The following is a 13215-nucleotide window of genomic DNA, read 5'->3' as shown; positions in this document are numbered from 1 at the left end:
AAAGCAAAATGACATATTAAAAGTAAGCTTCCCATTAAAATCAGGCAAGCTGGAACGATTAATATAAAATAGTGGATATCTGTAAAATTCACATTTGAGGTCTTTGAACTGAAATTGAGGAATGTTTACCTTAGATCATGAAGTTTAGAGCATTTTTTGACTAACGCTCAATCGGTCAGAAGAAATTATTTTTAAATTTTGCACGTAAAATTAACTTTAAACGCTTGCCCACCAATACGGCAATGCGGTTGTTTTTAAGGTTTTTCGATGCTGTTGAAAAGCGGCATCATATTTAGCAACTTCCGCCCAAAAACGTGCGCTATGATCAAAATGTTGCGTATGTGCGAGTTCATGCACACAGACATAACGGGTAATGGCTTCAGGAAACAACACTAAAGCACTGTTAAGCATGATGTCATGTTTGGCACTACAACTCCCCCAGCGGGTCTTGGGCTGTCGAATTGAACATTGTGCAAATTTTAAACCAGTTTCATGACTAATCTGTTGCAAATAAATAGGCAAGTGCTGTTTGGCATATGCAATTACAAAAGATTTTAAATAACTTTCGGGCTGACGGTCACTGATCCAAAGCTGGTGATTATCCTCATCCAAAATATATGCATTTTTTTGTGTTTTATAGCTCACCGTTAAAGCATTTTGGCGATTAAATAACCATAACTCTGTGGGAAGGGTTTGATCTATCTGTACCAGACTGGCTTGCTGCTTCTGCCAAGTTTCAACCATCCACTGTTCAGATTGATTTAAAAAATCCTGAATTTGCCGTTTGCTACAAAATTTAGGCACGGTTAAACGAATTTGAGTCGGTTCAACACGAAGTCGTAAGCGGGTCGCACGTGCATGATGGGTGATTTGAATTTCAGGTAGGTCTGCTAAGGTCATTAATATTATTCTTTTATTGAATCATCCTCCCCAGCCCTCCTTTTTGAAAGGAGGGAGAAAAACATAAGATAAAAATGCTTTTGCTTTTAGCCTCTTATTTTCAAAGAGAGGTTTGAGGAGATTTAAAATTAGACAGCGGTACGTTCTTCAATACCGCTGTCTGTTGCAACAACTGCCACATCTGCTTTATTGATTGCAAAAATACCATTACACACCACACCTGGAATGTCGTTAATGGTTTTTTCAAGCTCAAGCGCATTTAAGATGTTCAGGTTATAGACGTCTAAAATCACGTTACCGTTATCCGTCACCACGCCTTCACGGTAAGCAGGATCACCACCGAGCGCTACAATTTTACGTGCCACAGCTGAACGAGCCATTGGAATCACTTCAATCGGAAGTGGAAAGTCACGCCCCAATTGATCAACCCACTTAGAGTCATCAACGATACAAACAAATTTTCTCGCAATTGAAGCTACAATTTTCTCGCGAGTCAGTGCAGCCCCACCACCTTTAATCATATGCATATGACGGTCAATTTCGTCTGCACCATCTACATAGGCATCTAAACCGCCGACAGAGTTCATATCAACCACTTCAATGCCTAATTTCTTTAAGCGCTCAGCCGTTGCTTCTGAACTTGCCACAGCCGCCTCAAGCTGAAGCTCGGGCAAAAGCTCAATTAAGAAATTCACGGTGCTGCCTGTACCCACCCCTAAAATGCCACCTTTAGGTAAGTGCTTTAAGGCAGCTTTTGCAGCAGCTTGCTTTTTTTCGTCTTGGGTAGCATACAGACTCATAATTTGGCTCAACTATTTTTTGACATTTGTTGCTGATTTTACAGCCCAAATGTACAGGGGTTTGTTACAATGATCCTCTATTTTAAACTGTTAAATGGGAAATTAACATGCTGTCTCGTTTGGTTCGACAAATATTACAAGCAACAGTCTACGATGTTGCAATCGAAACTCCACTCGAAGCGGCACCTCGAATTAGTGAGAAACTCAATAACAACATTCGTTTTAAGCGCGAAGACTTACAACCAGTCTTTTCATTTAAGCTGCGCGGTGCCTATAACCGCATTAGCCAACTCCCTAGAGCTCAACTTGAACGTGGCGTGATTACTGCATCTGCTGGCAACCATGCCCAAGGCGTAGCACTGTCAGGTAAAAAACTCGGGATTCGTGCCATTATTGTGATGCCGAAAACCACCCCAGATATTAAAGTTCAGGCAGTCAAACGCTTAGGCGGTGAAGTAGTTCTCCATGGCGACTCTTTTGATGTTGCCAACAAATATGCAATTCAACGTGCTGCAGAAGACGGTATGAGTTTTATTCCACCCTATGACGATGAACTGGTCATGGCAGGTCAAGGCACGATTGGCAATGAAATTTTGCGTCAATGGCGCGATGTCGACTATGTCTTCGTTGCTGTTGGTGGAGGCGGTTTAATTGCTGGTGTAGCAGCTTACTTAGGCGATGTTGCACCACATGTCAAAGTTATTCCTGTTGAATATGACGAATCTGCTTGTTTAAAAGCCGCATTTGAAGCTGGTGAACGTGTAGTACTGCCTCAAGTCGGCTTATTTGCCGACGGTACGGCTGTGGCACAGATTGGTGAAAAACCATTTGAAGTGATTCAACTACAAAAGTCGGATAACTCAGGCCCGCTCGTTGAGCGTGAAGTAGTTTTAGTCAATACCGATGAAATTTGTGCCGCAATTAAAGACACCTATGATGAATGTCGTAGCATCGTTGAACCATCGGGTGCGATGGCCTTGGCAGGGATTAAAAAGTATGTTGAAACACACGAGCTAATTGGGCAAAACATCGTCTCAATTGTATGTGGTGCAAACATGAACTTTGACCGTTTACGTTATATTGCAGAACGTACCGAATTGGGTGAACGCAAAGAAGCTATTTTTGCTGTGACCATTCCAGAGAAAAAAGGTTCATTCCTGAATTTCTGCCGAGCACTACAAGGTCGTAATATCACCGAGTTTAACTACCGTGCGAGTGATGCCAGTGCAGCGCAAGTCTTTGTCGGGATTAGCTTAAAAGGCGGTGAAAAAGAGCGTCACGATATTTTTGAAGCGCTGAAAACTCAGTTCGATGTCGATGACTTGTCTGATGATGAAGTAGCAAAACTGCATATTCGCTACCTAATTGGTGGTCATGCAGACCTTGAAAATGAGCGTTTGTTCCGTGTTGAGTTCCCTGAACGCCCAGGTGCACTGTTAATGTTCCTCGAACGCCTTGGCCCTACGCATAACATTACCCTATTCCACTACCGTAACCACGGTGCGGCGGAAGGTCGTGTCCTTGTTGGTTTAGAAGCAAGTGATGCGAAACAAAACCCAGATGGTTTGATTGAAACTTTAGAAAGTATTTCGTATCCATATGAAGAAATTACCAATAACCTAGGTTATCAACGTTTCTTAAAATAAAAGATTTAATACATACATAAAACCGCCCTTCGAGGCGGTTTTATTCTATGAGCTGCATCGGCTCTTCATCACCAAACGTGTGGTTATACGTGACAATAATCCTGTCGATCAGTTCATCATTATGCGGTACCAATAGCCAATAAGGGTTTTCCCGCTCGATAACCAGTAAACTGAGTTCATAAGGCTCAATAAAAATTTTAATGTGATTAAAAATAACATCAAAACTAAATTCAAAATCATAACCATGCATGTCTGAGGTTTCTTCTGCCTCACTGTCATACATTTGATAAAAAGACGCCATGTCATCATTGATTTGGTTTTTCAGCTCGTCTAAGTCAATACCTAGCTGTTGGAGGCGATGGCATTCATCAATACCATTTTGTCTAAAATCATCGAGTTCTATTTTTTGAATGTTTGAATAATAGGTATTCAACCAACGTACAAAGTGCTCGAACTCATCTTGTTCTTCTGGAATTGCGGTATCATTCAATTCTGGAAACGCGACCCTCAGGGATTCATACAGTGTCTTCCGCATTTATATACTCCTTTGGATGAGTGATATATTGGTATAAGGCAAAGCGCGGTTGATCGAAAATAGCGTGTCTGTATAAAGATGACATCTTGTGAAATTTGGCACAACATTCGTTAACAATCGACGTATAAAAAAATTTAAAGGAAAGATGACATGGCACAATTTGCAGTGATTGGTTTAGGAAGCTTTGGAGCCACAGTTGCAACTCTACTCATTGAACTGGGACATGATGTCATTGGTATCGATAGTGAAAAAAAATATGTTGAAAATATTTCTGAGCAGGTGACCCATGCTGTCATCGCCGACGCAACAGATGAACATGTCCTCGATGAATTAAATATTAAAAACTGCGATGCCGTGGTGGTCGCAATTGGTGAAAATATTGAAGCCAGTATTTTGTGTGTACTGCACCTCAAAAATATTGGGGTTGAAAAAATTTGGGTCAAAGCCAAATCAAAGTCGCACCATATGATTTTAAGCCATTTAGGGATTAGTAAAATTATTCACCCTGAAGAAGACATGGGCGTGCGGATTGCGCAGTCTTTATGCTACCCCATGGTCAGTCGCTATATGGCGCTTGAAGATAATCACTATATTGTCAAAATTGAAATTGATGAAAAACTACAAGGGACTCGCTTCCACCAATTGATGGATCAAGCACCTGATGTGAAAACATTACTCCATAAACGTGGCAAAGACGTTTTGTACAGCATTGATCCCAATTTAATTTTACAAGTGGGTGATATTCTAGTTGTTGAAGGTTTAGTTGAAACATTACGTCGTCTTTCAGCACGGTTCAAATCATGAAAAAAGTCAAAGAATGGCAAACCCCAAAAAACAGCACCATTAATTTAAGCCCGCCCAGCCTGCTGGCTTTGGGTTTTTTGAGCTTTATTATTATTGGGACTCTATTATTAAAGTTACCCATTTCGCACCACGGTGAACTGAGTTGGATTAACTCTTTGTTCACCGCCAGCTCAGCAGTCACCATTACTGGACTGTCTGTGGTGAATGTCGGTGAAACTTTTACCGTAACTGGTAAAGTCATCATTATGCTGCTGATTCAAATTGGTGGCTTAGGCTTTATGACTTTTGCAATTTTAGCCGCACTGAGTCTGTCAACTAAACTGGGTTTAAAGCAACAAATCATGGCGCAAGAGACCATTGGTCAAACCAGCTTATCCAAAGTATCCTTCACCATTAAAGGGGTACTGCTGTATTCCTTATTTTTTGAAGCGATCGGCACGGTTATTTTGACCATTGCATGGTTAGAGGATTACAACTTCAATCAAGCTTTGTTCTATGCGGCTTTTTATAGTGTATCCGCATTTAACAATGGCGGCTTTTCACTGTTTCCCAACAGTCTAATGAGCTTCTCGGGTCAGTATCTCATTACCTTTACCATCAGTATGCTATACATCATTGGTGGGACAGGTTTTGTGGTGTTAATGGACATTAAACGCAGCAAACGTTGGAAAGGCTTAAGTACCAATAGCAAACTGATTTTATCCACCATTGCCGGTTTGAACCTGATTGCTTTTGTTCTTTTATGGGCGATTGAATCGAACAATCCCCTCACTTTAGCGCCAATGAGCTTAGGTGACCAAGCTTTAAATGCATGGTTCCATGCCACCGTGCCTCGTTCATCGGGTTTTAACAGCCTCGATTTGGCACAAATGAAAGATGCCTCGACCCTCGTGACCATGTTACTGATGTTCATTGGTGGGGGCTCGATGAGTACCGCAGGCGGGATTAAAGTAGGTACATTTATTATTGTTTTACTCAGCGTGATTAGCTTCCTTAGACGTGAAGATGAAATTCGCGTGTTCAATCACTCCGTTTCTCAAAAAACCTCTTTTAAGGCGATGGCTGTTGTCTCTATTACCGCGGCACTTATTTTCTTAGGCATCTTTAGTTTATCTTTAATCGAACCTAATCATCAGTTTATGGATTTGTTATTTGAAGCCATTTCCGCTGCTTGTACTGTCGGTTTGTCACGTGGCATCACCGGTGAACTTCAACCTGCAAGTTTATTTATCCTGATGCTCTTGATGTTTGCAGGTCGTTTAGGCCCTTTAACGCTGGCCTACCTGATAGCGACGCCGAAAAAGAGCCGTCTAAAGCACCCAACTGCCGATATTCAAATTGGTTAAAACACTAAAACTTAGACATAAAAAAACCACGTATCAAACGTGGTTTTTTTATGTCTCTAAATTAGTACCAATTCATTAAGGACACGCCCAAGCCTACGTAGGTCGCTCGGTGGTTATAATCAATTAAGCTTTCGCCATAACCATCAAATAACTGCAAATGGCCACGCAACTTCCCTGAAATAGGGAAAGCCCAGTCAAACTGTGCAGCACCACGTGAATCATCGCCACCTTTTAAACTATGGCGAAGCATGAGTGAAAAATCATGTTCATTCCAACGGTAGAATGCTGTTAAGTCACCCCGTCCGACATAATCCTTAATATCAGGGTTATTATCATCACCTGCATCTTCGTCTAGACGGTACCAAGGGCGCAGCATGAGCGCAAAGTTGTCTCTTTCAAAACCCACATTCAACATGACACGGTTCCAACTACGTGATAGCGGATCGGAACGACCATTAGACTGATGGTTGAAAGTTAATCCCAGTAAGCGACCATTTAAACCCAACAATTCATAATTGGTGCGGAAAACCAAACTGGCTTCAGGCTCATAGTTCGTTTCACGGAACGGACGTGATTCATCACTATTATAAAGCTGCCAACGAGAAGACTGGGTATAACCCAACCAAACATCACCATTGTCCCCAAATAGGTTTTCAACAGCTTTGGTTTTTAAAGACAGTTGGAATTTCGCTTCCATTGACTTTAGGTTCTGATCTTCATCCACCGTATTGGTCGGATTTGGACTTTGTGGATATTCATTTTTATCCGTTGTCCAAAAACCAGGCATTAAGTACACAGGTTGGTAGGCACGAATATTCCAAGTCCCCAGTTTACTTTCGGGTGAAAGCTCCCAACGACTATCCATTAAAGATAAATTTGGCGATATTTTAGGACCTTCAGAAGCGAAAACAGAGCTCACACTTTGTGTAATCTTCCCCGTGATATTTTCGGGTTCTGGCGCAATTTCCATAGCTGCACGTTGCTCAGAAACAATGCGCGGCTTTACTGCTTCAGGAATTTTAAATAATGCATCATAACAAGCCAAACGGTCTGCATTCGATGCCAATGCAACACATGCCTCGGCTGTTGCAGGAGCTGCAGGTACTTCGGAAATTTGTGCATGTGTTTTAGCGACACCCAAAGTACTGAGCACAGTCATGCTCAGTACTAAAGTTGAACGCTCAAATGATTTGAACGCCATACGACCCTCTTATTGTTTTACTGAACTTGTTGAATACTAAAACCTAACTCAATTAAAGTATCACGCTTCGCCATAGGTGCAACCACGGCTTTCGTTGGTTTTTGTTCAAGCAAGTATTGTACCGCCACACGTTGCAAGTCCTCTAAACTCACAGCCAAAAGACGGCTACGTAACTGCTTACGGAAGGCTGGTGTACGTGCATGCAAAAGTGCATAACATGCCGTAATCGCTTCACCCGCTGGTGAACCTGGTTTGTCCATACCAGCAATCAAACCTAAAATTGCTTCTTCAAGCTGATGTGGCTTTTGCTCAGTATTGAGCAACCATTGCACACAGGCTTCAAAGTCATTGAAGGTTTCAGCCAAACGCGGGTCACGGTAGCTATAGAAACGGAATGAACATGCATTGCCGTCATAGCTTGCGCCACCACCATAAGCCCCACCTTTTTCACGAATTGCACTGTGTAAGAAACCATTACGCAAGTACGCTGCCAGCACCATCAGCGGGGCAGCATCTGGATGTGACACCTCAACGGCTTGATAAGCCGATGAACAGAATTGAACATTGGCTTGAATTAACCATGCCTCATCTGCATCGGTATCAACCTGCTCAGTAGCTTTTAAAGTCACAGTTTGCTCAGGAATAGCTAACTTGTCCCACACGTTTTGAACTTCTTCAACCAAACGGTCTGACTGATGTTCTTCACACACCAGTAAGAACTGTTTTGGTGCTTGTAAAAGTTTTAAGTGAATCGCTTTTAATTCATTGATCAAATCATCATAAGCTGCTGCATCTTTTTCAATACGGCTGACTAGATCGCCTAACCAGTTTAATGCACCCAAGCCCGTGTTGTGATAATCACGTTTTGCCAAAGCACTGTGGTTACGTCCTGCAATTTGCATGGCATAACTGTGGCCTGAACCTGAAAGACGGGATGCCCAACGTGTTTTACGTTGTTGCAATAACTCAACAATGCGATCTTTTTCGTCAAAACGCAGTTGTTCAAAAGCCAGTTTCAACAATGCAATACTGTCAAAATTACTCACCAACGATTTTGTGGTCAGCGTTAACCATGCACTGATTTGATTTTTATCATTTACTTGAGATCGTAAAGAGGCGCCCATACCTAAACCACCACTCACCGCAGTTTGTAGTTGTTGTAGTTCTAGATAGTCATATTGACCTGCACCAACTTCACCCATCAAAATGGACAGCAAGTTAAAGTATGGCGATTGCACTACATCTTGCGGAATCTGGATCAGCACTTGGTTGTAGTAAATACCATTCGTACCCGCATGATAAAGATTCAACGGATAATCGATACGATTTGAGATAATCTCGCGCAACTGCCCTTGTACAATTTGCAGTTCAGCAGGCACATCTTCCAAGCCCACTTTTGGCAAAAGATTAAGGTCATCTGGGGTATCTTGACGGACTTTAAGTGCTTCAGTTTGTGCTTCAATTTCTGCTTTTTCAGCGTCTGTTAGCTGCGCACCAATTTCGGCTAAACGTGCTTTTTCTGCCGCCGCTTCCACTGCAGATTTATTGGCATCAGGCACCAAAGTCATTTGTACACGGTGCGGGTTATCAATCAAATAGGTTTTGATTAAGTTTGACAACCACATTGGATCTTTCAGTTCTTCTTTTACCGCAGCAATGGCTGAGTCCACATCCCATACAGTGACTGGGTCGCTGTGGTGAATCGCACTGCCCAAACCATTTAAAATCAGGCTTAGACCGTAAGGCATGCCATCACCATTGATTTCGCGTTGATGTAATTCAATTTGATGTAAAATTGCATCCACCATGTTTTGATCGACAGGTTTTGAAGCGACGTCTTCTAAAACCTTAAACACACCTGCTTTAAACTCAGCTGTATGTTCTGGATTAGAACCTTGTACGCCACAGTAGAAGGTCATTTCGTAGTTTGAATCATCTACCCCCATAATCGGGCCAGTAGACTGTGCATAACCACACGTTTCTAAATAATGACGTAATGGAGAAGCCGAGTCTTCTAACAGTACACCTTCTACAAGGCGCATACCTAAGCGTAGTTTGATCTCGCTGGCTTTAGGCAATAACCACGAAATGATGTGATAAGTTTTGTCTTTTAAATCTTCTGCATCTACCGCATAGGTTTCAGTCACTTCTAGCGGTGCAGTCAAACGGTGCTCTTCTTTAGAGAATAGCGTTTCACCTTTTGAAAACTTGGCCAAGGCTAAAGTTTCAAACTGCTCTTGTAGATTGTAAGCAGGTTCATTACCAAAGGTCATGAAAACTGCGTTACTTGGGTGATAATGTGACTTGTAGAAGTCCACCAACTCAGGGTAAGTCAAGTCTGGAATATCTTTAGGGTCGCCACCTGAGTTGTAGTGATAAGTGGTTTCAGGAAATAAGTGATGCGCTAACTGATGATACAACTGGTCTGAAGGCGAACTCATTGCCCCTTTCATTTCATTGAAAACCACACCTTTATAAACAGGCTCTCCGTTTTCAAGCTCAATGCGGATCCCTTCTTGGGCAAAATCCAACGGATTCAAATTGGCTGCAAAAGCCGCATCTAAATATACTTCAAGTAAGTTTTGGAAATCTTTTTTATTCTGAGTCGCAAATGGATACGCTGTCCAGTCCGCCGCAGTAAAGGCGTTCATAAAAGTATTCAATGAACGTCGAATCATTAAAAAAAACGGATCACGAACAGGGAATTTTTCCGAACCGCACAGTGCTGTGTGCTCTAAAATATGCGCTTCGCCTTTTGAATCCATAGGTTGGGTGCGAAATGCAACCAAGAATACATTTTCATCATGATTGGTGGCCAAGTGATAATGCACTGCCCCAGTGACTTTATGTTTATATTCAGACACTAAAATGTCTAAAGCTTCAACATGGTGTTGACGTACCAACTGAAACGCAGGATGTACAGTTTGAGAAATGGTTTCAGTGACATCTACAGTCATGTGATCTCCTAACAATAATTAATACACTGCCTGCATTATAGCTTTAGTTGTCAAAAGATTTCACGCTGAAAACCCGAGTAATTTGCTGGAAATTTGAAAAGCATCTCGCTGCTTTCCAAATTTCAGTCTTTTTGAGGGAGGTGTTCTCAGAAAGTAAAACTAGATGAGATATTTAAAATAATTATAGTTCGGGTGATTTTCCACAAAAACATAGTTTTGCTTTTGATAAAAACTGGCTGCGGATAAGTCTGCGGTATTTAAACACAGTGCAGAAAAGTTTGGACGCGCACATTTTTCTAGATGCGCCAACAACTGACGACCCACACCGCTCTTACGGTATTTAGGATGTACATAAAAACGACGTACGCGACCAATTCGCGCTTCGATTTCATTTTCACCCCATTGCTGATTTAAACCGCCACAGGCAATCAATTGGTCTTGATCATAAGCCAATAGCAATACTTCACCCTTTTGATCAAAACGATTTTTTCCACTTTGATATTCTTCGATCAAGCGGGTCAACGGTTCATATCCTTCTTTTGCTGCGAGTTGTGCCAAAGCTTGTATTTGAGGAGGTAATTGTTTTGCCGCTTGAATTAAAATTTCCATCTAAACTTCCTTGAATATGAGCAAAGCCATTTCACTACATTTGCCACGTAAATAAAATGAATTTTCCTCAACAAACTACAGCAATCTTGAGCATTGGTGTAAAATGTCGCTTTATTTTCAATACGTGACGAAAAAAGACATGGCAACTGTTGATCTTTTTGCAATTGGTAATGCACTAATCGACCAGGAATTTAAAGTCTCTGACGACTTCCTTATTCAACAACATTTGCAAAAAGGCACTATGCAGTTAACTGATGGTGAAACACAAGCAGATCTTTACAAAAAATTAAAAGAAACACAAAGCTATAAAGGTCAAGCTTCAGGTGGTTCAGCAGCCAACACCACCGTTGCCTTTAGTGCCTTGGGTGGTTCAGCATTTTATGCATGCCGCGTGGGTAATGATGAGCTAGGACAAACTTACCTTAACGGTTTGCACGAAGCAGGCATTAAAAACACTGAAAAATCAATCAGTGAAGGCGTAACAGGCACGTGTATGGTTTTAGTCAGTGAAGACTCTGAACGCACTATGCATACCTATTTGGGGATCACGGCCGAGTTAACTGAACAACAGATTGACTTTGAACCCTTAAAAACCGCGAAATGGCTCTATATCGAAGGTTATCTTTCAACCAGCGATAGCGCACGTTTGGCTGTTAAGCAGGCCCGTGAAATTGCCAAAGCTCATGGTGTTAAAATTGCATTAACCCTGTCTGACCCTGCGATGGTGCAATATGCGCGTTATGGTCTAGATGAAATGATTGCAGATGGTGTGGACTTATTGTTCTGTAACCAACAAGAAGCCATGATGTACACTGAAACTGAAACAGTTGAGGCGGCTTTAGCAAAACTTAAAACACTGAGCCAGCATGTGGTGATTACACTTTCGGCGGAAGGTGCACTTATTTCAAATGCACAGGAAACATTTAGTGTTGAAGGTCGTAAAGTACACGCTATCGATGCCAATGGCGCAGGCGATGCCTTTGCTGGTGCCTTCCTCTATGCTGTGAATGCAGGCTTAGGCTTACATACAGCTGCGCAACTTGCAATTTTGATTTCAAGTGAAGTGGTGTCTCAGTTTGGCCCTCGTTTAGCTGTGGCAGATTACGCCGAATTGCTCCAACAACTGCAAAAGGAATGTGCATGATGCAAAAAATTTGCATGACAGAAGACATCCCAGAACGCGAAGCGCGTTCTTTTGAAACACCTAAAGGGGATACGATTTTTATCACCCAACGTGACGGTGCCTTCTTTGCTTACCAAAACATTTGCCCGCATTTGCAAGTTGAACTTGAATTTTTGGAAAACCAATTTTTAGACCGCGACCAAGAATTTATTGAGTGTTCGACCCATGGTGCGCTGTTTATGGTGGAAACAGGTGAATGCATTTCTGGCCCATGCCAAGGTGAAGCACTTGAAAAAGTAGCGATTACCGTGCATTCTGACGGCGGGATTTATCTCACAGAAGAATAATGAAATTGGACGTTCACCATGTATGAGTTGCTACATCACCCTGATTTGATGCTCTTTCATTTCAGCTTATTGACTTTAGTCATACTCAGCATGGTGGAAACCTTAGGCTACTTTTTTAAATCACGCCCAAGTCATTTCCTCAAAAGGCTCTCCCCGCAAAAACTGACTGAATCTCCACTGCTAGACGTTAAGTTTTCTAAAGTGCTGATTGTGGTTTTTCTCTTACTTAATTTTAGTGTTGCAGGTTATTTCCTTCAGTTCTGCATCTATGCCAAAGAACAAACGTTTACTTCGGCTTACTATCTAATATTGCCCGCGCTGATTATTGCAATTTTCTTTACCGTTTTTATGATCCACTGTTTGGATCAAGTTATTAAACCAAGACCAGATAAAAAGCAAACCAACTTACTGGGGCGTCTGGCGACAATCTCTAGCGGGAATGCACGTCCTGGTTTTTCGGCTCAAGCTCGCGTTCGCGATGAATATGGTCAGCTACACTATGTGCAAGTTGAACCTGAGTTTGGTGAACTTGAATTTCAGTCACAAATTATTCTCATTCGTCTAAAAAAGTCGCATTACATAGCAAAGAAAATTTCAAAATCCAATCAACTTTTTAGTGGTGAAAATACGCGCTAAACAAGCACTCAATCTGACCTCGTTTCAACGCTGTACGTCTATATAAGCATGTTTATCCTTTGCCATGGCCTATACCCTACCAAGATATTGATAGCGTCAGCCTTCAACAAACGCCTTACAACGCGCTGTTTAAATCGAACCCTTGCCTCATCTTCTTGCTCAATCTTTTTAAAGTAATCTTTCATTCACAATCCAGCTTTCTACAATTTAAAAATATTTGCGCAACATAAGATCAGGATGAGAATTTTACTCTCCGCCTCTGCCTTCAAGCTCATATGACACAATAAAAGACTTTTTAAATATTAATTCGA

The 13215-nt window shown here is 41.7% G+C and carries 12 protein-coding genes; 6 read left to right on the top strand and 6 right to left on the bottom strand.

Going from position 1 to position 13215, the window contains the following annotated elements; translation table 11 throughout:
• Positions 1-216: 216 nt before the first annotated feature.
• The gene (locus ACFN7Z_RS06990) at positions 217-900 is read right to left on the bottom strand and encodes a SprT family zinc-dependent metalloprotease (RefSeq protein ID WP_130235097.1); all 684 of its coding nucleotides are present in this window, start codon (positions 898-900) and stop codon (positions 217-219) included.
• Between the two features lie 128 nt (positions 901-1028).
• Complete coding sequence (gene rpiA, locus ACFN7Z_RS06985; RefSeq protein WP_004696685.1) at positions 1029-1700, bottom strand: ribose-5-phosphate isomerase RpiA; 672 nt, start codon at positions 1698-1700, stop codon at positions 1029-1031.
• 107 nt (positions 1701-1807) lie between these two features.
• Between rpiA and ilvA the strand changes: the two genes are divergently transcribed.
• Positions 1808-3346, top strand: coding sequence for a threonine ammonia-lyase, biosynthetic (ilvA, locus tag ACFN7Z_RS06980; RefSeq protein WP_004696682.1), 1539 nt, complete (start codon positions 1808-1810; stop codon positions 3344-3346).
• Between the two features lie 40 nt (positions 3347-3386).
• Here the strand turns inward: ilvA and ACFN7Z_RS06975 are convergent, their stop codons facing one another.
• Positions 3387-3881, bottom strand: coding sequence for a hypothetical protein (locus tag ACFN7Z_RS06975; protein ID WP_058951802.1), 495 nt, complete (start codon positions 3879-3881; stop codon positions 3387-3389).
• 150 nt (positions 3882-4031) lie between these two features.
• Between ACFN7Z_RS06975 and ACFN7Z_RS06970 the strand changes: the two genes are divergently transcribed.
• Complete coding sequence (locus tag ACFN7Z_RS06970; protein WP_395442657.1) at positions 4032-4685, top strand: potassium channel family protein; 654 nt, start codon at positions 4032-4034, stop codon at positions 4683-4685.
• The gene (locus ACFN7Z_RS06965) at positions 4682-6031 is read left to right on the top strand and encodes a TrkH family potassium uptake protein (protein WP_130235098.1); all 1350 of its coding nucleotides are present in this window, start codon (positions 4682-4684) and stop codon (positions 6029-6031) included. Before ACFN7Z_RS06970 ends, ACFN7Z_RS06965 begins: the two co-directional genes overlap by 4 nt.
• 61 nt (positions 6032-6092) lie before the next feature.
• Here the strand turns inward: ACFN7Z_RS06965 and ACFN7Z_RS06960 are convergent, their stop codons facing one another.
• The 3 genes from ACFN7Z_RS06960 to ACFN7Z_RS06950 form a co-directional block, all read right to left on the bottom strand.
• Positions 6093-7232 carry a phospholipase A gene (locus ACFN7Z_RS06960; protein ID WP_130235099.1) on the bottom strand — a complete coding sequence of 380 codons (1140 nt, stop codon included), beginning with the start codon at positions 7230-7232 and terminating at the stop codon, positions 6093-6095.
• A gap of 17 nt (positions 7233-7249) precedes the next feature.
• Positions 7250-10189: an insulinase family protein gene (locus tag ACFN7Z_RS06955; RefSeq protein ID WP_130235100.1), complete on the bottom strand. Its 2940-nt coding sequence runs from the start codon at positions 10187-10189 to the stop codon at positions 7250-7252.
• Between the two features lie 159 nt (positions 10190-10348).
• Positions 10349-10798, bottom strand: a complete 450-nt coding sequence (locus tag ACFN7Z_RS06950) for a GNAT family N-acetyltransferase (protein WP_062033171.1) — start codon at positions 10796-10798, stop codon at positions 10349-10351.
• A 139-nt stretch (positions 10799-10937) separates the two neighbouring features.
• Between ACFN7Z_RS06950 and ACFN7Z_RS06945 the strand changes: the two genes are divergently transcribed.
• Genes ACFN7Z_RS06945 through ACFN7Z_RS06935 form a run of 3 tightly spaced genes read left to right on the top strand, consistent with a single transcriptional unit; the run spans position 10938 to position 12904 of the window.
• Positions 10938-11942 (top strand): adenosine kinase, encoded by a 1005-nt coding sequence (locus ACFN7Z_RS06945; protein WP_130235102.1) that lies wholly within the window; start codon positions 10938-10940, stop codon positions 11940-11942.
• Positions 11943-11956: 14 nt separating this feature from the next.
• On the top strand, positions 11957-12268 hold the full coding sequence (locus ACFN7Z_RS06940) for a Rieske (2Fe-2S) protein (RefSeq protein ID WP_010326961.1): 312 nt from the start codon (positions 11957-11959) through the stop codon (positions 12266-12268).
• A gap of 18 nt (positions 12269-12286) precedes the next feature.
• Positions 12287-12904: an OB-fold-containig protein gene (locus ACFN7Z_RS06935; RefSeq protein WP_058951796.1), complete on the top strand. Its 618-nt coding sequence runs from the start codon at positions 12287-12289 to the stop codon at positions 12902-12904.
• Positions 12905-13215 lie beyond the last annotated feature (311 nt).

It is taken from the genome of Acinetobacter sp. P1332, assembly GCF_044057475.1.
GTDB classification, from domain to species: Bacteria; Pseudomonadota; Gammaproteobacteria; order Pseudomonadales; family Moraxellaceae; genus Acinetobacter; species Acinetobacter johnsonii.
Note: the sequence above shows the minus strand (reverse complement) of the source record. Positions and strands in the feature narration are given on the sequence as shown.